Here is an 18,963-nt window from a genome sequence, read left to right as displayed (position 1 = left end):
GCGTGGGGAGGAAGTCAACAGATCTTCTCCAGTTCGGCGACGATCGCCGCGAGGTCGCGCGGCGACGGGGGGCGACGGCCGGGGGCGGCGAGGAACGCCCAGAGCCGGTCACCCAGCAGGGTGCGGGCGCGGGCCGGGTCGGCCTCACGGGTCACGCCGTGCCGCTGGCGCAGCCGCTCGTCGGCCAGTTCGGCGATCCGGGGCAGGACGACCCGGGTGAACCGCTCCGGGTCGCTGGTGGCCCAACCCAGCGGGAGTTCCCAACCGTTCACGGCGGTGCGCAGCGCGTCCCGGGTGGGCGGTGGCCCGGTCTCCCGGGAGACCCGGGTGTGCCGGCGCGACGGCGGCGGCGGGGCGAGCCGGCCGGTTACCGTACGGACGCCGAGCAGGGCGAGCACCCCGGCCACCAGCACCGGCAGCGAGACGGTGAACCCGACCGCGCGCAGCACCGCCACCAGCACGGCGGTGACCGCGCCGGTGACCAGCACGGTGCGCAGCAGCCAGCGCAGCCAGCCGCCCCGGCGGGACTCCGGACGGCCCGGGGCGTCCTCCTCTTCGGCGAAGCGGAGCAGGTCGTCGATTCCGGCGGGCTCGGTCACGCCGGCACCTCGTCGGCGAAGACGGTCAGCTCCGCGCGGAGCCGGCGCAGCGCCGCGCGGGCCTGGTCGCGCATCCGCTCGTCGACGGTGCGGGTGGCGTACCGGGCCTCCCGGTAGACGTGGGCGAACTCGGCCAGCACGTCGGCGCTGACGATCGCCGGTACGCCGCTGTCGGCGTCGCCGCGCAGCAGCCGGGTGACCAGGTCGGTGGGGGTGTCACCGGCCCGGCGGGACACCCCGGCGGTCGCGGCGGCCTGCTCCAGCCGGACCCAGCAGGCGATCACCACGGTACGGGGGTCCAACGCCTGGTCGTCCAGCTCGATCAGACCGGCGTCGAGCGCGGCGACCACGTCCCGGGCGGTCCCCTCGGCGGACGGCCGGGGCCGACGGGCCGGCAGGGCACGCCGGCTGGTCCGGCGCAGCACGCCCCGGAACACCGTCCAGAGCGCGTACCCGAGGGCGAGCAGCGCGATCACGCCCAGCAGGACTGCGGCGGCGGTGGACACCCAGCCGGGGATGCGGGCCTCGGTCTCCCGGGCGGCGTCCCGGGGTTCCACCGGGTACGACGGGGAGGGCTGCGCGGACGGGTACTCGGGGATGAACGGGACGCTCTCGGCGGCCGGCGGGATCCGGGTCGCGCCGAGCGCGGAGTGCGCGGCGGCGAACGCGGCACCGGCGAGCAGTGCGACCACCGCCAGCACCGGCCACCACCTGCGCAGCACGCCGAAATCCATCCCACCGCCCCGCGCGTGTGTCAGTCCACCCCGGCCACCTGTTTCGCCCGGGCGAACACCTCGTCCAGCATTCCCGGCGTGAGCCGCCCGGTGAAGGTGTTCTGCTGGCTGACGTGGTAACAGCCCAGCAGCACCGGTACGCCCGTGCCGGACCAGTGTGCCCCATGGCCGAACGTCGGTCGCGGGCTGGGCGGACGGACCCCGTACGCGGACCGCATGGTCGGCCACCAGGCGGCCCAGGCGAACGCCCCCAACGCGACCACGACCCGCACGGTCGGCTTGATCAACTCTAGTTCACGGCGCAACCACGGCGCGCAGGTGTCCCGCTCGGCGGGGGTGGGTTTGTTGTCCGGTGGCGCGCACCGGACGGCGGCGAAGATCCGGGTCTCCCGCAGCGCCAGCCCGTCGTCGGCGGCGACACTGGTCGGCTGGTTCGCCAGGCCGGCCCGGTGCAGCGCGGCGAAGAGCACGTCACCGGAACGGTCCCCGGTGAAGATCCGCCCGGTGCGGTTGCCGCCGTGCGCGGCGGGGGCCAGCCCGAGGATGCCGATCCGCGCGTCGGCGGCCCCGAAGCCGGGCACCGGTCGGCCCCAGTACTCCTGGTCCCGGAAGGCCGCCCGCTTCGTCCGGGCGACCTCCTCGCGCCAGGTGACCAGGCGCGGGCAGGCGAAGCAGTCGGCGACCGCGCCGTCGAGGTCGGCCAGGTCGGTCGCCCGCGCGGCGCGGGCGACCACCTCGTCGGGGGTACGGGACTCAGCCAAGCCGCGCCCGGAACAGTTCGAGGGTGCGGGCCCAGGCGCTGGCGGCGGCCCGCTGGTCGAACGACTCCGGCCGGTCGTCGTTGAAGAACGAGTGCGCGGTGCCCGGGTAGTCGTGCAGGACGCAACTGCCGCCGGCCGCCTCGATGGCCTGCCGGGCGGTCTGCACCCCCTCGGCGGCGGAGGTGCCGTCCGCCTCGGCGCAGTGGATGACGGCGGCCTTGCCGGCGTAGTCGCTCCACTCGGGACGCATCTTCTCCCAGGGCAGCATCGGGTAGAAGCCGGCGGTGGCGACGATCCGGTCGGAGATGGTGGCCGACCACAGCGCCAGGCTGCCCCCGGCGCAGAAGCCGACGCAGCCGACCTTGCCGGCGACCTCGGGACGGTCGGCGAGGTAGTCGGCGGCGGCGGCGATCTCGGCCGCCGCCTCGTCCATCCGGAGCGCCAGCATCAGCCGCTTCGCCTCGTCGGCGTCCTCGGTCGCCGCGCCGTGGTACAGATCCGGGGCGAGTGCGACGAAACCGGCCTCGGCGAACCGGTCGGCGACGGCGGTGATGTGCGGGACGAGGCCCCAGCGTTCCTGGATGACGATGACCGCCGGACCGCTCGCACCGTCGGAGGGTATCGCGAGGTAGCCCTTGCTCGAAGCACCGTCACGCCGGTAGCTCACCATCTCGCCCATCGGCCCGTCCTCCTAGCGGTCAGTCATCGTTGGCTGGTCGCGCTGTTACGTGCCGGTAGCGTGCCACGGGCCACGCGGCCCGGGGAAGATGCGAGGAGAGTGGTGTTCACCTCCCGTTCAAACCGGTTCGCCGGGTTGGCGTCAACTCCGGGGCACCAGGCAGAGCAGGTAGCCGGTCCCGCCGTCCGGAATGCTGCTGTACGTGTAGTAGGTGCCACCGGCGACGACGAACGGCTCGCACTGCCGGCCCTCGCGTACCTGCGCCTCGGTCTGCCCGTCCACCCGCCCGACCACGTCGTACGCCGCCTCGGACGAGGAGCAGGAGACGGTACGCGCCTCGGCGGACCGCCGCTCGCCGCCGTCGGCGACGTCGGGCAGGGCGGCCAGGCAGTCGCCGATCCGCGCCCCGGCGGCCCGGTCCGGGTTCAGCAGCCGACCCGCCACGTCGTACCGCAGCCCGACCACCACCAGCGCCCCGACCAGCACGGCCACCACACCGAGCGTGACCAGCACCCGGAGCAGCGGGTGCCAGCCGCCGCGCCCGTCCGGCTGCTCGTCGGCCGTCGCCGGATCGGTGACGGGTTCCTTCGGGTCGGCGTCCGCCGGGCTGGCGACGGCTCCCGGGGTGGCGTCGTCCGGGTCGGTGGCGGGTGCCTCCGGGTCGGTGGCGGGTTTCGGGGTGGCGGCCGCCGGGTCGGGTGCGTTCGTCCGGTCCGGGGTGGCCGGCGGGGCGTCGTCCGCCGGGTCGGCGGTGGTCCGTGGGGCGGCGGTGTCGGCCGGTCGTTCCGGGTCGGCCTCGGTGCCGGTGTCGGCCGGTCGCCCGATGGTGGCTGGGGTATCGCTCGACCCGAGGGGCGTGGCCTGGTCTTTCACGGGTTTTCCTTCCGGGGTGTCCAACAGCGAGAACGGTAGCCCCGGGCCACCGTTCCCGCTGTCCCCCCGGACGTGACGCCCGTCCCTTGTGGACGGATCAATCGGTCGGAACGGGATCCACCGGATTCGGCGTCGGCACCGGCGCGGCCGGGGCGGCAGAGGACGGGGCGGACGTCACGGTCGGATCCGGAGCCGGAGCGGCAGAGGACGGAGCGGGGGCGGCAGAGGACGGGGCCGGGGCGGCGGTGGCCGGGGGCGGGGGCGGGGCGAGGGTCGCCGTCGCGGCCGGCGGGTCGAAGTGGAAGGGCGCTCCGGACGGGCAGTACGGGTACGTGCGCCGCAGCGGGTCGTCGACCTTCGTGTCGTCGAACTCGGGGCAGTTCGGCCAGCCGAGCCGGATCGGGGTGCCGTTCTGGTCGAAGAGTCGGACGTTCTCCAGCAGCCGCCCCTCGCTGTCGTAGACGTAGACGTCCTGGATGTTGGCGTACTGGTCGTTCACCGAGACGGTGTCGTAGCCGTAGTCGCCCCAGCGCATCCGGTCCTCGATGGTGCCGAACCCGATCAGCCCGAACAGCACCAGGCCCAGCGAGCCGGCGAGCACCGCCCGCCGGGGCCACTTGCCGAACCGGCCGGCGTTGCGGCCGAGCCAGAGCGAGGCGACCACGCAACCGGCCAGCAGCACCAGCCCGGCCATCCGGCTGGACCCGACGCTGGGCAGCACCCCGAAGACGTTGCCGGTGAGCACGGTCACCAGCATGGCGGCCAGGTAGGCCCGGAGCAGCCACCAGGCCGGGCGGAGCAGCCGCAGGTACTCCGACGCGCGGGCGTACCCGAGTGGCGGGCCGAGCCGGTCGTCGAGCGACCGCAGCCGGGTGCGCAGGCCGAGCACCAGGCCGGCGACCCGCTGGTCGAGGTTGGGACCGGCGGTGACCGGGGCACCGGCGGCGGCGCGCAGCTCCGCCGCGTACGCCTCGGGCTCGCCGAGCCGGTCGACCAGGGTCCCGCCGGCTTCGGCGGCCACCTCGGCCAGGTGTTCCGGCAGGTCCTCGGTCAGTTCGTCCCGCTGCGCCGGGGGCAGGTCGGCCAGGGCCGCCCGGACCCGCTCGACGTACCAGGTGATCTCCTGCTCCATGACGGTCATGCCGCCGTCCCCCGATCGTCGAGCAGTGCGTCCATGGTGGTGGCGAACGAGCGCCAGGTCTTGCCGGAGCGGGCCAGCTGGTCCCGGCCGGCCGCGTTGAGCGAGTAGTACTTCCGGTGCGGGCCGGACTCGCTGGGCACGACGTACGCGGTCAGCAGGCCGGCGGCGAAGAGCCGGCGCAGCGTGCCGTAGACGGAGGCGTCCCCGACCTCCTCCAACCCGGCCGCGCGGAGCCGGCGCAGGATGTCGTAGCCGTAGCCGTCCTCCTCGCGGAGCACGGCGAGGACCGCGAGATCCAGTACGCCTTTCAGGAGCTGGGTGGTGTCCACGCGCCGCACACTACTGCGCTATGCGGACTACCGTCAAACGCCGCACGGCGGAAGTTCGGGCGAAAGGTCGATTCATGCCATTGTGAGGACGGTGTGAGGATCTTCAATCTTTACTCTCCGCCTATCGGATGACTACTCTCGGAAGTCATCGGCGGAAAGTTCACGACGGCGGTCACGCGGTGCGGGCGTGGCGTGCAGTGAGGAGACGCGATGGCGAAAAGCCGACTGTCAGCAATGGACCTCCTCGCAGGTGAACTCCGCCGGGTCAGGGCGGATCGGGGCCTGAGTCAGGAGGAGCTGGCGAAACGGATCAACTACTCCAGTTCCCTGGTGGGCATGGTGGAGATCGGCCGACGAACACCCTCCCTGGACTTCGTCCGGCGGGTCGACGAGGTACTGGAGACCGGCGGCCTGCTCGGCCGGATCCTGCCCCTGGTCAGCCTGGAGACCGCGCCGGCCTGGTTCCGGCCGTGGCTGGAGGTCGAGGAAGAGGCCAGCAGCCTCTGGTGGTTCGAGATGTCCGTCCTCCCCGGCCTGCTCCAGACCGAGGGGTACGCGCGGGCGGTGCTCGGCAGCGGTGGCCTGGCCACCCGGGACGAGGTCGACCGCCGGGTGGCCGCCCGGATGCAGCGCCAACAGGTGCTCGACCGGCCCCAACCCCCACAGCTGGTCGCGGTCGTCGACGAGGGCGTGCTGCGCCGGCCGGTCCTCGACCAGTACGACGTGATGCGGGAACAACTCGACCATCTGATGGCGATGGCCGCCCGGCCGAACGTGCACCTGCACGTGGTGCCGACCGAGGTCGGCGTGTACCCGGGCATGGCGGGGCCCTTCATTCTCGCCGGTTACCCGGACGGGGGCTGGGTGGCGTACCTGGACAACCCGGTCCGGCCTCAGGTGCTGGACAGTTCCGAGGAGATCGCCGCCCTGCACCGCCGGTGGGAGAGCGTACGGGCCGAGGCCCTCTCCCGTCGGCAGTCACTCGCGCTCATCGAGGAGGTATGCAAGTCATGGAGCTGACCGTGGCCGCTCGCTGGCGCAAGTCGAGCCGGAGCGACAACGGCGGGGCCTCCTGCGTGGAGGTGGCCGACAACCTGCCGGGCGTGATACTGGTCCGCGACAGCAAGGACCGCACCGGACCGGTGCTCAGCTTCGACCCGTCCGTCTGGGCCGATTTCGTCACCGGTACCCGGACCGGGATCTTCCACCAGACCTGAGCCACCGACCGGGCCGACCGGTCAGGTTCCGGACGGCTGGAGGCCCCAGGCGATGCCGTCGAGGATGTCGTGCTCGCTGGCGACGAACGAGGACATCCCGGCACGTTCCATGATCACGCGGAGCACCAGCGCGCCGGCCCCGATCACGTCGGCCCGGCCCGGGTGCATCGCCGGGTGCTCCAGCCGCTGGGCCGGGGTCTTCGCCAGCAGATCGGCGGTGACCTCGGCAACCCGCTCGTACGACACCCGGGCGTGGTGGATGCGCTCCGGGTCGTACCCGGTCAGGCCCTCGGCGATGGCGACCACGGTGGTGACCGAACCGGCGAGCCCGACCAGGGTGGCGGCCTTGCGGCCCGGCACCACGGTCAACGCCCGGTCCACCGCGGCGGCGATGTCCGCCTCGGCAGCGGCGACCTGCTCCGCCGTGGGCGGCTCACCGCGCAGGTGCCGCTCGGTCATCCGGACGCAGCCGATGTCCACCGAGATCGCCGCCTCGACCCCACCGTCCCGGGTGCCGACGACGAACTCGGTGGACCCGCCACCGATGTCGACGACCAGGTACGGCGGCTCGGCGTCGGCCGGCAGGCCACGGACCGCGCCGGTGAACGACAGCCGGGCCTCCTCGTCACCGGTGAGCACCTCCGGCCCGACCCCGAGGGTGCGCTCCACCATGGCCCGGAACTCCCCCGCGTTCGAGGCGTCCCGGGAGGCCGAGGTGGCGCACATCCGCACCCGGGTCGCGCCCAGCCGGGTGACCTCGGCGGCGTAGTCGGCCAGCGCCACCCGGGTCCGCTCGATCGCCTCCGGCGCGAGCCGACCGGTCCGGTCCACGCCCTGCCCGAGCCGGACGATCTCCATCCGCCGGGCCAGGTCGGTCAGCGGTGCGGCCGGACCGGCGGACCGGTCCGGCAGATCGGCGACCAGCAGCCGGATGGAGTTGGTGCCGCAGTCGATGGCGGCCACGCGCGTCGTCACGGCAGCCACCCTACGGCAGCCGGCGTCCCCGCCGGCCCGGCGTCCCGCCAGCCCGGACCGCCGGCAACCCGCGTACCCGCCGCCCCACCGGCGCTGCCGGCCCGCCGCCCCACCGGGCTGCCGGCGGCCAGTGGGCCCGGCGGGTCACAGGCGCAGCAGCATCCGGGTGTTGCCGAGGGTGTTCGGCTTGACCCGCTCCAGGTCGAGGAACTCCGCGACCCCCTCGTCGTACGAGCGCAGGAGCTGCTCGTACACCGGCTGCGGCACCGGCGCGCCGTCGATCGCCTCGAAGCCGAACGAGCCGAAGAAGCGGGTCTCGAAGGTCAACACGAAGATCCGGGCCAGCCCCAGCTCCCGTGCGCCCTCGATCAGCTCGGCGACGATCCGGTGGCCCAGCCGCCGGCCCCGGCACGCCGGGTCGACGGCCACCGTACGGATCTCGGCCAGGTCCTCCCACATCACGTGCAGCGCCCCGCAGCCGACCACCGCGCCGTCGGCCACCCGCTCGGCGACCCGGAACTCCTGCACGTCCTCGTACAGGGTGACGGTGGCCTTGCTGAGCAGCCGCCGGTCGTCGGTGTACGTGTCGACCAGCCGGCGGATCCCCCGGACGTCCGAGGTGCGCGCCCGCCGGACGACGAACCCGTCGCCGCTCACTCGTCCGCCGGCACGTCCACGCAGGGCCCGGCGGCCCACCACCGCTCCACCAGGGCCAGGGTCTCGTCGCCGAACGGGTTGACCCCCGGCCCCGCGCCCAACGCGTGCCCCAGGTGCACGTGCAGGCACTTCACCCGGCCCGGCATCCCACCGGCGGAGATGCCCGCGATCTCCGGCACCTCGCCGATCGCGTCCCGCCGGGCCAGGTAGTCCTCGTGCGCGGCCCGGTAACGGGCGGCCAGCTCCGGGTCGGCGGCCAGCCGGTCGGCCATCTCCCGCATCAGCCCGGCCGACTCCAGCCGGCTGCACGCCGCCGTGGCCCGCGGGCAGGTCAGGTAGAACAGCGTCGGGAACGGGGTGCCGTCGGCCAGCCGGGGCGTGGTCTCCACCACGTCGGGCAGGCCGCACGGGCAGCGGTGGGCCACCGCCCGGGTGCCCCGGGGCGTCCGGCCGAGCTGGGCGGCCACCGCCGCCAGGTCGGCCCCGGTGGCCGGCTCACGCTTCGGCGGGGGTACGGAATCCGCCGCCGGGTCCGGCGGGGGTACGACAGTCACAGTGCTGCTCAGCTTTCGTCCGGGGGATTGCTCACTTGTCGGGGCGCTCGCCGTTGGCCGCCTCGATGCTCGACCAGAGGGTGTCGTACCACGGGTCGTCGGTACGTGGTCGCTGGGCGCCGGCCGGACCCGGGGTGCCACCCCCGGTCTCCGTGCCCTGCGGCTTCAGCACCACCACCAGCGTCTCGCCGGGGCGTCCCATGAAGAACCGCTCGCGGGCCTGGGTCTCGATGTACGCCGGGTCCTGCCACTTGGCCGCCTCGACCGACAGTTCCTCGATGAACTCCCGCTGGGCCGCCTGGGCGGCCTCCATCCGCTCGATGTCGGCCTGCTGGTCGAGGTAGACCCGGACCGGGTACGTGTAGCCGAGGGCGAGCGCGATGAGCACCGCGAACAGCACGGTGGCCCGCCCGGTGAACCGCCGCGGATGGGGCGCGGAGAGCCGTTTGACCGTGCCACCGGCGGCGGTACGTCGGGCCGCGGCCGGCCGGCTCGCGGAACGTACCCCGTCACCGGCCCGACCGACGCCGGCCGCGCGACCGGCGCTGCGTGACTCGGCCCGGACGCCACCGTCCCGGCCGGTGCCGCGGGCCCGGGACCCGCCCGGCCGGCCGGGCACCCCCGGTCGGCGGGCGGGACGCTGCCCGCTCGGTGTGCGGCGCGGCTGCGGCATCGTCACACCCCTCCCCCGGCGCTCACGCGCCCGTCAGGCGGAACGGTAGCGCGGGAAGGCACCCGCCCCGGCGTACCGCGCCGCGTCCGCCAGCTCCTCCTCGATCCGCAGCAGCTGGTTGTACTTGGCGACCCGGTCGGACCGGGCCGGCGCACCGGCCTTGAGCTGACCACAGCCGGTGGCGACCGCCAGGTCGGCGATGGTGGTGTCCTCGGTCTCGCCGGAGCGGTGGCTCATCATGCAGCGGAAGCCGGCCCGGTGGGCCAGGTCCACCGCGTCCAGGGTCTCGGTGAGCGAACCGATCTGGTTGACCTTGACCAGCACCGCGTTCGCGGACCGCTCGGCGATGCCCCGGGCGATGCGCTGCGGGTTGGTGACGAACAGGTCGTCGCCGACGATCTGGACCCGGTCGCCGATCGAGGCGGTCAGCGTGCTCCAGCCGCTCCAGTCGTCCTCGGCCAGCGGGTCCTCGAACGACACGATCGGGTAGTCGTCGGCGAGCTTGGTGTAGTACTCGCTCATCTCCTCGGGGCTCTTCGTGCTGCCCTCGAAGGTGTAGGTGCCGTTGTCGAAGAACTCGGTGGCGGCCACGTCGAGGGCGAAGACGATGTCCGTGCCCAGCCGGTACCCGGCCTTGCCGACCGCCTCGGCGATCAGGTCCAGCGCGGCGGCGTTGGTCGGCAGGTCCGGCGCGAAGCCGCCCTCGTCACCGAGACCGGTGGCCAGGCCCTGCTTCCGCAGCACCGACTTGAGCGCCTGGTAGACCTCCGCGCCCGAGCGGAGCGCCTCCCGGTAGCTCGGCGCGCCGATCGGGGCGATCATGAACTCCTGGATGTCGACGTTGGAGTCGGCGTGCGCCCCACCGTTGAGGATGTTCATCATCGGCACCGGCAGCAGGTGCGCGTTCGGGCCGCCCAGGTACCGGAACAGGCTCAGCCCGACGCTGTTGGCCGCCGCCTTCGCCACCGCCAGCGAGACCCCGAGGATGGCGTTGGCACCCAGCTCGGACCGGCTGTCGGTGCCGTCGATGTCGAGCATCTTCTGGTCGATCAGCCGCTGCTCGCTGGCCTCGTACCCGACGAGCTGGTCGACGATCCGGTCCTCGATGTTGGCGACCGCCTTCTCGACGCCCTTGCCCAGGTAGCGGTCGGCGTCACCGTCGCGCAGCTCGATCGCCTCGAAGGCACCGGTGGAGGCGCCGGAGGGCACCGCGGCGCGGCCCACCGTGCCGTCGTCCAGCCCGACCTCGACCTCGACCGTCGGGTTGCCCCGCGAGTCGAGAATCTCCCGGGCGACGATTACCTCGATGGTTGCCACTGAGTCGCTCCTCGTGTTCGTGTATCAGTGTCCGGTCCGACCGGGCCGCGACCGTGCGGCTGAGCAGATCATGCGAACGCAGCGTATCCGGCCACGGTCGAGCGCACGGCGTCACCCGGTAGCCGCCCCGGGGGGCGGTCCGGACGGACATTCCCGGATTCTCGCCCCTCAACCGGCAACCGGTTTGCGATGGGTGGACCCGATCGGCAAGGCTGAGCATCATGCCCGCCGTCTCGACTGTTATTCGCGTGTTCGCCGCCGCGGTCGTCGCGTCGCTCACCGTAACCGGATGTCAGGCCGTGGAGGACACCGGCCGGGTGATCGGACGGGGCGATCTGGTCAACGACCTCGCCGCCCGACTGGACAGCGCACACGAGTTGACCTACTCCGCCGAGTACCAACTCCCCGACGGCCAGTCGGTGTCGATCGCCCAGTCCCGCGACCCGGTCCGCACCGCCTACACGTACCCCGGCGGCAAGATCAGCGTCAGCACCGAGTCCATCGCCACCTGCCGGACCACCGGTAAGCCGGTGTGCACCGTCGACCTGCCGCCCGTGCCCTCCAACCGGCCGTCGGTGGCCGTCTTCACGGAGGCCGGGAAGCAGGGCATGGTCACCCCGCCGGTGGTGATGAGCCTGCTGACCTCCGCCGCCCTCGACCCGGACGCGGTGATCGAGCAGAGCGACACCAGCCTGGCCGGTCGCCCCGCCAGCTGCGTGGCGGTCAGCTCGGCCGAGGTGTCCCCGTTCACCGCCTGCGTGACCGTCGAAGGTGTGCTCGGCAGCTTCACCGGTCAGCTCGACGGCAAGCCGACCGAGCTGGCCCTGAGCAGCATCCGGCAGTCCGTCGACGGGGGCGACTTCGAGCTGCCGGCCGGTGCCGGCATCGTCGACCGCCGCCCCTCGGCGAAGGGCTGAACCCCGGCCCGCCCCGCACACCCCGACGGGCCGCCCCGCCCGCCTCCGGCGGGTCGGCCCTCGCCCTCACCCCCGGCGGCCCGGCCCGCTCACACCCCCAGCAGGGTGCGCAGGTGGCGCGGCGGCGGGCAGTCGTGGGCGAGCATCGCGTCGTGCCACTGCCGCGCCGACACCCCGGCCGGACGGGCCGCCGCGATCTCGGCGATCTCGGCGTAACCGACGAAGTACGTGGAGAGCTGGGTCGAGGTGAGCAGCGCCCGCCGCCACTTGCCGGCCGCCTCGCCCTCCTCCTGGAAGCCCCGGCCGGTCATCAGCGCCATCGCCTCGGCCTCGGGCAGGTCCTCGCAGTGGGTCAACTGGTCCAGCAGCGCGTTGATGGTCATCCGGAGCTGCATCTTGAGCTGCTGCAACCGCACCGGCAGGCCACCGAAGCCGGCCCGGACCATGACCTCCTCCGCGTGGACCGCCCAGCCCTCCACGAACGGACCGGATCGGGCGATCGCCCGGACCCGGGTGCCGCCGACGTACCGCCGGGCGTGGGCGAGCTGGAGGAAGTGCCCCGGCATCGCCTCGTGCACGGTCAGGTTCCGGATCATGTGGTCGTTGTACTCGCGGTAGAAGGACTCCCTCCGGTGCGCCGGCCAGTCCGCCGGGGTCGGCGCGATGCAGTAGAAGGTCGGCACGTCCGCCGTCTCCAGCGCGCCGGGCGAATCGCAGTACGCCACCGCCACGCCCCGGGCGAACTCGGGCATCTCCTGGATCACCAGCGGATCGTCGACCAGCGAGACCAGGTCGTGCACCCGGACGAAGTCGGTCGCCTCGTCCAGGGTGACCGAGGCCAGGTCGACGATGGTGTGGTCGTCCGGGTGCTCGGCGGCGAGCAGGTCCAGTGCCCGGCGTACCGTCTCGTCGTCGGCCGGGCCACCGACCAGCTCGACGGCCGCCGCGCGGATCTCCTCGGTGACCCGCTCCAGGTTGGCCCAGGCCCGCCGCAGCACCTCGGCGGCGGGCAGCTCGGTGTCCAGGGTGTACCACAGCCGCGCCTCCCAGCGGCGCCGCCCGAGCCGGGGGTCCCGCCCCGGGCCGGCGTCGGCCGCCAACCCGGCCCGCAGCCAGTCGGCGAACCCGGTCAGCGCGGCGGCCGCCGCGTCGGCTGCCGGCTCGACCCGGCCCCGCAGCGCCGGGGCCTGCGCCAGCAGGGCCGGCACCTGGTTCCGGACCAGCGCCGCCGTGCCGAGGAACTGCCCGACCGCCGTCTCGGCGTGGATCCGCGGCACGTCCCGCAGCGTCGCCCGCGCGGTCGCCAGCGCGTCCGGTACGACGGACAGCCGACCGGCCAGCGCCTCCAGCCGCATCTCGGCCGGGGCGTACGGGCGGGACAGCAGCGCGTGCAGCAGCATGCCCGGGTTGTGGCGCAGCGGGTCCCACTCGTACGCGCGGATCTCGGTCGACTCGAACAGCTCCCGGTCGACCAGGGTGCTGAGCAGGGCGTGGTCCACCGACTCGTCGACCGGGAGGGAGTCCGCGTCGACCTCGGCGAGCGCGTGCGCGGCCTCCCGCAGCATCGCCCGGTCGGCGGCCACCGCGTCGGTGGACCAGTCGGGCAGCCGGTCGTCGTACCGGTGGTCCCCCGCCGACGACGCCAGCCCCGGCCGGCTCTCCAGTAACGCCTCGACGATCCGCTCAGCCCGCTCGATGAAGCTCGACATCCCCCGACCCTAGCCGCCCCACCACCACCCCGGTTCGCCCGATCGCCAGCAACCGGACGGACCGGAGCCGCATCCCCGGTCAGCGGGTTCCGACCGGCGCGTCCCCGGTCAGCGCGCCGGAGCGGCTGGGCCCTCGGCGGCGCGGATGGTGTCGGCGTGGGCCAGGGTGGCGCGGCGCAGGGCCGCCTCCGGGTCGAGGCCGGCGGCGCGGGCCTCGGCGACGGTACGCAGCAGCTCCGCGCCGAGGCGGGACTCCGGGTCGGCGTCGTCCCCGGGCACCGGCGGCGGCACCGCCAGCCCGACCCGGCCGGCACGTTCCAGGATCTTGGCGGCCAGGGCCAGCGCGGGCTGGCTGAACGCGATGCCGTCCAGCACCGAGTCCCGGGCCTTCTCGGCCCGCTTGATCCGCTCCCAGTTGGCGGTGATCTCCTCCAGGGTGCCCGCCTCGGCCCCGGCGAAGACGTGCGGGTTGCGCCGGACCATCTTGTCGACCAGACCACCGGCCACGTCGTCGATGCTCCACCGCTCGCCGTCGGGCAGTTCCTCGGCGAGCCGGGCGTGCAGCACCACCTGGAGCAGCACGTCGCCCAGTTCCTCACGGAGCGCGTCGGTGTCCCCCGCGACGATCGCGTCGTACGCCTCGTAGCACTCCTCCAGCAGGAACCCGGAGAGGCTGCGGTGGGTCTGCGCGCGCTTCCACGGGTCACCGCCCGGCGAGGCGAGCCGGTCCATCACCTCGACCGCGTCCAGCAGCCGGGCCCCGGGCGGATCCCACGAGCCGTACATCAGCTCCAGCTCGGCCAGGCCCGGCTCGCGGGCCAGCCGCAGCCCCAGCTCCCGGGCGAGCGCCTGGTCACCGGCCGGCGCGGCCAGCCAGACCACCGTGCCGGCAGCGGCCACCGCGTCCAGCAGCGGCTGCGTCGCCGGCCCGTCGACCAGGGTGACCCGGCCGCCCGCCGACCGGACCGCCGCGCTGAGCGCGCTCTCCGCGCCGGCCAGCACCGGATGCGCGCGGACCACGTCCCAGGCCGCAGCCGTCAGCAACCCGGCCGGCAGCCGGGGCGAGGTGACCAGCAGTACGATCCGCGCGCTCATCCGGTGAACCCTGGCGGACCCGGTCAGGCGGCGTCGGTCACCGCGTCGGACCCGGCCTCGCCCAGTGGGACGCTCACCGCCGCCACGTCGCCGGTGAAGCTGAGCACCGGGAAGGCCAGCGGACGGTAGCGCGGGTTGACCGTGACGTCGTACCCCTTGACCGCCTCGGCGAGCGCGTTGCGGGTGGCCAGGGCGCTGCGGAGCTGCTGCCCGTCGAGCTGGGTCGCCGCCTGCTCGACGGTCACCTCGGCCGGGATCGCCCCGGCCTTCTTGCCGGCTTCGACCAGGTCGGTCATCTCCTGCTCGGTCGGTGCCACCGGCTCGCCGGCCGGCACGCCGGACAGGCAGGTGTACAGCTCCGCGACGCGCTGCGGGTACACCGCGTCGGTCGGGTAGCCGAGCTGCTGGCTGACCTGCTCGACCGGCACCTGGTTCTGCGGGCGGTAGCCCTTCTCGGCGGAGAGCCGCTGGCACACCTCGCCGAGGACCAGGGTGCTGACCACCTGGCTGCGGGCGGGCAGCGGACGCTCGGCGGGCGCGCCGCTCGGCTGACCGGGCTGACCAGGCTGATCCGGCTGGCCGGGCTGGGCCTCGGCCGGGGCGCTGGTGGCGTCGTCCCGCAGCTCGTCCAGGATGCGGGTGACCGCGTCCTCGGTGATCCGCTGGTCGCCGACGTAGGCGGCGACGCCGGGCTCGGAACGGCAACCGGAGAGGGCGACGAGGCCGACCGCCACGCTGGCGACGGCGACAAGACGGCGAGCACGCATGACGGTCACTCTCTCACGCCCCGCACGCTGCCTGCTCCCCAGCCCCCGCTGTGCTCCCCCGCCCCCGCGATCCTCCTCCGCCACCACCGTTGATCATGAAGTTGTTGCCACCCCGCCCGCGTGTCGCCGCAACCAACTTCATGATCAACGCGCCGGGCCGGCGGAGCCGGCGGCAGAGGGGGCCGGGCCGGTGGCGGGGGGTGGGGTGGGGGGGCCGAGGACGTCGGACAGGAGTTGGGCGCACCAGTCCAGCAGGGCCTGGTCGCGCAGCGGCTCGCCGCCGATCCGGCGGGTGCTCGGCCGGGGGACGCTGACCTGGTCCAGGGCCTGCTTGTAGACCGAGTCGGGGTGGTAGCGCTTGAGCCGCAACTGCTTGGAGTCGGGCAGCGGCAGTGGGCTGAACCGCAGGTGCTTGCCCTGCATCGACACGTCGGTCAGGCCGTAGCGGCGGGCCAGCAGGCGGAACCGGGCCACCGCGACCAGGTTCTGCACCGGGGCGGGGGGTTCGCCGTACCGGTCGGTCATCTCGGCGACCACCTCGCGCAGCCGCTGCTCGTCGCGGGCCTCGGCGAGCTTGCGGTACATCTCCAGGCGCAGCCGCTCCACGCCGACGTAGTCGTGCGGCAGGTGCGCGTCCACCGGGAGGTCGATCTTGACGTCGGTCTCCTCCTCGGGGCGCTCGCCCTTGAACTGCTGCACCGCCTCACCGACCATCCGGACGTAAAGGTCGAAACCGACGCCTTCGATGTGCCCGGACTGCTCACCGCCGAGCAGGTTGCCGGCCCCCCGGATCTCCAGGTCCTTCATCGCCACGTACATGCCCGCGCCCAGCTCGGTGTGCTGGGCGATGGTGGCCAGCCGCTCGTGCGCGTGCTCGGTGAGCGGCTTCTCCGGCGGGTAGAGGAAGTACGCGTACGCCCGCTCCCGGCCCCGGCCGACCCGGCCCCGGATCTGGTGCAGCTGGGCCAGCCCGAGCAGGTCGGCCCGCTCCACGATCAGCGTGTTCGCGTTCGGGATGTCGATGCCCGACTCCACGATCGTGGTGCAGACCAGGACGTCGAACTCCTTCTCCCAGAAGCCGACCATGACCTTCTCCAGGGCGTCCTCGCCCATCTGCCCGTGCGCCACGGCGACCCGCGCCTCCGGCACCATCTCCCGGATCTTCCGCGCCGTCCTGTCGATCGACTCGACCCGGTTGTGCAGGTAGAAGACCTGACCGTCGCGGAGCAGCTCACGGTGGATCGACGCGGCCACCTGCCGCTCGTCGTACGCCCCGACGAAGGTCAGCACCGGGTGCCGCTCCTCCGGCGGGGTGGCGATGGTGGACATCTCCCGGATACCGGTGATCGCCATCTCCAGGGTGCGCGGGATCGGGGTGGCCGACATGCTCAGCACGTCCACCGAGGCGCGCAGGCTCTTCAGGTGCTCCTTGTGTTCGACGCCGAACCGCTGCTCCTCGTCCACGATCACCATGCCGAGCGACTTGAACCGGGTCGACGCCGCCAGCAGCCGGTGGGTGCCGATGACGATGTCGACGGTGCCCTCGGCGACCATCTCCAGGGTCCGCTCGGCCTCCTTCGCCGTCTGGAACCGGGACAGCTGCCGGATCTCGATCGGGAACTGGCTCATCCGCTCGGCGAACGTGTTGTAGTGCTGCTGGGCCAGCAGCGTCGTCGGCACCAGCACGGCCACCTGCTTGCCGTCCTGCACCGCCTTGAACGCCGCCCGGACCGCGATCTCGGTCTTGCCGTACCCGACGTCACCGCAGATCAGCCGGTCCATCGGGACGGTCTGCTCCATGTCCCGCTTGACCTCCTCGATCGCGGCGAGCTGATCGGGGGTCTCCTGCCAGGGGAAGGCGTCCTCCAGCTCCCGCTGCCAGGGGGTGTCCGGGGCGAACGCGTGCCCCTTCGACGCCTTCCGGGCGGCGTAGAGCTGGATGAGCTGGGCGGCGATCTCCTTGACCGCCTTGCGGGCCCGTGCCTTGGACTTCTGCCAGTCCGCGCCGCCCATCTTGTGCAGCGCCGGCTGCTCCCCGCCCACGTACCGGGAGAGCTGGTCGAGCTGGTCGGTGGGGACGAACAGCCGGTCACCGGGCTGGCCGCGCTTGCTGGGGGCGTACTCGATGACCAGGTACTCCCGGGACGCGCCGTTGACGGTGCGCTGCACCAGCTCCACGTACCGGCCGATGCCGTGCTGCTCGTGCACGACGTGGTCGCCGGCCTTCAGCTCCAGCGGGTCGATGGTGTTGCGCCGCCGGCTGGGCAGCTTGCGCATGTCCCGGGTGGAGGTGCCCCGACCGCCGGTGACGTCGTTGCCGGTGAGCAGCACGAACCGGGACGCCTCGTCGACGAACCCCTGGGTCAGCGCGCCGCAGCTCACCAGCAACTCGCCCGGCGTCGGGGCGGCCGGGACCTCGTCCACCAGCCGGGCGCCCAGGCCGGCGTCGCGGAGCACCTCGACGGCCCGCTGGGCGGGACCGTGCCCCTCGAAGACCAGCGCCACCGCCCAGCCGTCACCGGCCCAGCGCTTCAGGTCGTCCACCAGCCGCGGGGTCTCGCCGTGGTACAGCGGGGCCGGCTGGGCGGTCAGGGTCACCGCGATCGCGTCGTCCGGGGTGACGTCGGCCCTGGTCGGCTCGTCCTCCCAGGGCTGCCGCTGCGGTACGCCCCTCTCGGCCTCGACCAGGCCGAACGGCGACAGCGTCCACCACGGCTGGCGCAGCGTGCCGGCGGCGGCGCGTACCTCGGCCAGCGTCCTGAAGGCGGCGGCCCCGACGTCGACCGGGGCCCGGCCGCCCACGGCCGCCGCCGCCCAGCTCGCCTGGAGGAACTCGTCCGAGGTACGGACCAGGTCGTGCGCCCGGGTGCGGATCCGCTCCGGGTCGCACAGCAGCACGTGGGTGCCGGCCGGCATGGTGTGCAGCAGCAGCTCCATCGACTCCGGGCCGACCAGCACCGGGGCGAGCGACTCCATCCCCTCTACCGGGATGCCCTCGGCCAGTTTGTCGAGGATCTCGGCCAGCTCCGGGTGCTCGGCGGCCAGCGCGGCGGCCCGCCGACGTACCCCCGGGGTGAGCAGCAGTTCCCGGCACGGCGGCGCCCACAGCCGGGGGGCCGCCTCGATGGTGCGCTGGTCGGCGACGGCGAAGGTACGGATCTCCTCCACCTCGTCGCCCCAGAACTCGACCCGGGACGGGTGCTCGTCGGTCGGCGGGAACACGTCGAGGATGCCGCCGCGTACCGCGAACTCGCCCCGCTTGGTGACCAGGTCGACCCGCGCGTACGCCAGGTCGGTCAGCCGGCGGGCGACGCCCTCCAGGTCCGCCTCGCCGCCGGGGGCGAGCTGCACCGGCTCCAGGTCGCCGAGCCCCTTGAGCTGCGGTTGCAGCAGCGACCGTACCGGCGCGACCACCACCCGCAGCGGCCCGCTGCGGCCGTGGGTGTCCACCGCGTCCGGGTGGGCCAGCCGACGCAGCACGGCCAGCCGCCGGCCCACGGTGTCGGAGCGGGGCGAGAGCCGCTCGTGCGGCAGCGTCTCCCAGGACGGGAAGACCGCCACCTGCCCGGGCGGGAGCAGGCTGCCCAGCGCGGCGGCCAGGTCGTCGGCCTCGCGGGTGGTGGCGGTGACGGCGAGCACCGGGCGGCCCGCACCGCCGGCCGTGGTGTCGGCGGCGACGGCGGCGACCGCGAACGGACGCAGTGCCGCCGGGGCGGTCAGGTCGAGCCCGTCGACCTGTGCGGCACCGGAGCGCGCCAGGTCACGGGCCCGGGTCAGCCCGGGGTCGGCCAGGGCGGCGGAGAAGATTCCGGTGAGCATGTGATCACTTCCAGGAGGGTCGCCGGTCGGCGCGCGGTGGTTCCCCCGGTGGGACGACCGGGCACACGCAGGCAGGCCCCGCGTCCGGCCGGACGGGGGTGCTCGGCTGCCAGCCTATCGCGCCCGGGGGACAATTCGAGCGGTGCC

Annotated in this window: 19 protein-coding genes; 3 read left to right on the top strand and 16 right to left on the bottom strand. The window is 73.8% G+C overall.

The features are described from left to right. Positions 1-14: 14 nt before the first annotated feature. The 7 genes from PVK37_RS11025 to PVK37_RS10995 form a co-directional block, all read right to left on the bottom strand. A complete protein-coding gene (locus PVK37_RS11025) occupies positions 15-599 on the bottom strand; it encodes a hypothetical protein (protein WP_275033755.1) in 585 nt (194 codons plus the stop codon). Beyond that, positions 596-1,333, bottom strand: a complete 738-nt coding sequence (locus PVK37_RS11020; RefSeq protein ID WP_275033754.1) for a DUF4129 domain-containing protein — start codon at positions 1,331-1,333, stop codon at positions 596-598. The genes PVK37_RS11025 and PVK37_RS11020 overlap by 4 nt, the downstream gene beginning before the upstream one ends. Positions 1,334-1,353: 20 nt before the next feature. Next, positions 1,354-2,067, bottom strand: a complete 714-nt coding sequence (locus PVK37_RS11015; protein WP_275035081.1) for a uracil-DNA glycosylase — start codon at positions 2,065-2,067, stop codon at positions 1,354-1,356. Positions 2,068-2,086: 19 nt separating this feature from the next. After that, positions 2,087-2,773 (bottom strand): dienelactone hydrolase family protein, encoded by a 687-nt coding sequence (locus PVK37_RS11010; RefSeq protein ID WP_275033752.1) that lies wholly within the window; start codon positions 2,771-2,773, stop codon positions 2,087-2,089. 141 nt (positions 2,774-2,914) lie between these two features. After that, positions 2,915-3,646, bottom strand: coding sequence for an LppU/SCO3897 family protein (locus tag PVK37_RS11005; protein ID WP_275033751.1), 732 nt, complete (start codon positions 3,644-3,646; stop codon positions 2,915-2,917). 97 nt (positions 3,647-3,743) lie between these two features. After that, on the bottom strand, positions 3,744-4,787 hold the full coding sequence (locus PVK37_RS11000) for an HAAS signaling domain-containing protein (protein ID WP_275033749.1): 1,044 nt from the start codon (positions 4,785-4,787) through the stop codon (positions 3,744-3,746). Then, entirely contained in the window at positions 4,784-5,116 is a 333-nt protein-coding gene (locus PVK37_RS10995; RefSeq protein ID WP_275033748.1) for a PadR family transcriptional regulator, read from the bottom strand. Before PVK37_RS10995 ends, PVK37_RS11000 begins: the two co-directional genes overlap by 4 nt. Positions 5,117-5,350: 234 nt before the next feature. On the opposite strand from PVK37_RS10995, the gene PVK37_RS10990 reads away from it, so the two are divergent. Then, a complete protein-coding gene (locus PVK37_RS10990) occupies positions 5,351-6,136 on the top strand; it encodes a helix-turn-helix domain-containing protein (RefSeq protein WP_275033747.1) in 786 nt (261 codons plus the stop codon). After that, the gene (locus PVK37_RS10985; protein WP_275033746.1) at positions 6,127-6,333 is read left to right on the top strand and encodes a DUF397 domain-containing protein; all 207 of its coding nucleotides are present in this window, start codon (positions 6,127-6,129) and stop codon (positions 6,331-6,333) included. Before PVK37_RS10990 ends, PVK37_RS10985 begins: the two co-directional genes overlap by 10 nt. Positions 6,334-6,354: 21 nt before the next feature. Here PVK37_RS10985 and PVK37_RS10980 read toward each other — a convergent pair whose 3' ends face one another. From PVK37_RS10980 to eno, 5 genes are all read right to left on the bottom strand, one after another. After that, positions 6,355-7,296, bottom strand: a complete 942-nt coding sequence (locus PVK37_RS10980) for a Ppx/GppA phosphatase family protein (protein WP_275035079.1) — start codon at positions 7,294-7,296, stop codon at positions 6,355-6,357. Positions 7,297-7,452: 156 nt separating this feature from the next. After that, positions 7,453-7,965: an amino-acid N-acetyltransferase gene (locus tag PVK37_RS10975; RefSeq protein ID WP_275033745.1), complete on the bottom strand. Its 513-nt coding sequence runs from the start codon at positions 7,963-7,965 to the stop codon at positions 7,453-7,455. Then, positions 7,962-8,519: a DUF501 domain-containing protein gene (locus PVK37_RS10970; RefSeq protein WP_275033743.1), complete on the bottom strand. Its 558-nt coding sequence runs from the start codon at positions 8,517-8,519 to the stop codon at positions 7,962-7,964. Before PVK37_RS10970 ends, PVK37_RS10975 begins: the two co-directional genes overlap by 4 nt. A 31-nt stretch (positions 8,520-8,550) precedes the next feature. Further along, positions 8,551-9,192 carry an FtsB family cell division protein gene (locus PVK37_RS10965; RefSeq protein ID WP_275033742.1) on the bottom strand — a complete coding sequence of 214 codons (642 nt, stop codon included), beginning with the start codon at positions 9,190-9,192 and terminating at the stop codon, positions 8,551-8,553. 33 nt (positions 9,193-9,225) lie between these two features. After that, entirely contained in the window at positions 9,226-10,509 is a 1,284-nt protein-coding gene (gene eno, locus PVK37_RS10960; protein ID WP_275033741.1) for a phosphopyruvate hydratase, read from the bottom strand. 221 nt (positions 10,510-10,730) lie between these two features. Here eno and PVK37_RS10955 point away from each other — a divergent pair, with 221 nt between their 5' ends. Continuing rightward, on the top strand, positions 10,731-11,426 hold the full coding sequence (locus tag PVK37_RS10955) for a hypothetical protein (RefSeq protein WP_275033740.1): 696 nt from the start codon (positions 10,731-10,733) through the stop codon (positions 11,424-11,426). Between the two features lie 89 nt (positions 11,427-11,515). On the opposite strand, the gene PVK37_RS10950 is transcribed toward PVK37_RS10955, so the two are convergent. The 4 genes from PVK37_RS10950 to mfd all read right to left on the bottom strand — a co-directional run bounded on the left by PVK37_RS10950 (position 11,516) and on the right by mfd (position 18,816). After that, on the bottom strand, positions 11,516-13,135 hold the full coding sequence (locus tag PVK37_RS10950) for a DUF885 domain-containing protein (protein ID WP_275033739.1): 1,620 nt from the start codon (positions 13,133-13,135) through the stop codon (positions 11,516-11,518). Positions 13,136-13,243: 108 nt separating this feature from the next. Continuing rightward, positions 13,244-14,230: a nucleoside triphosphate pyrophosphohydrolase gene (locus PVK37_RS10945; protein ID WP_275033738.1), complete on the bottom strand. Its 987-nt coding sequence runs from the start codon at positions 14,228-14,230 to the stop codon at positions 13,244-13,246. A 23-nt stretch (positions 14,231-14,253) separates the two neighbouring features. Beyond that, a complete protein-coding gene (locus PVK37_RS10940; protein ID WP_275033737.1) occupies positions 14,254-14,997 on the bottom strand; it encodes a hypothetical protein in 744 nt (247 codons plus the stop codon). A 144-nt stretch (positions 14,998-15,141) separates the two neighbouring features. Next, the gene (mfd, locus tag PVK37_RS10935; protein WP_275033736.1) at positions 15,142-18,816 is read right to left on the bottom strand and encodes a transcription-repair coupling factor; all 3,675 of its coding nucleotides are present in this window, start codon (positions 18,814-18,816) and stop codon (positions 15,142-15,144) included. Positions 18,817-18,963: the final 147 nt, after the last annotated feature.

Source organism: Micromonospora cathayae (assembly GCF_028993575.1).
Taxonomy (GTDB): Bacteria; Actinomycetota; Actinomycetes; order Mycobacteriales; family Micromonosporaceae; genus Micromonospora; species Micromonospora cathayae.
This window is presented reverse-complemented; position numbering and strand designations above follow the sequence as displayed.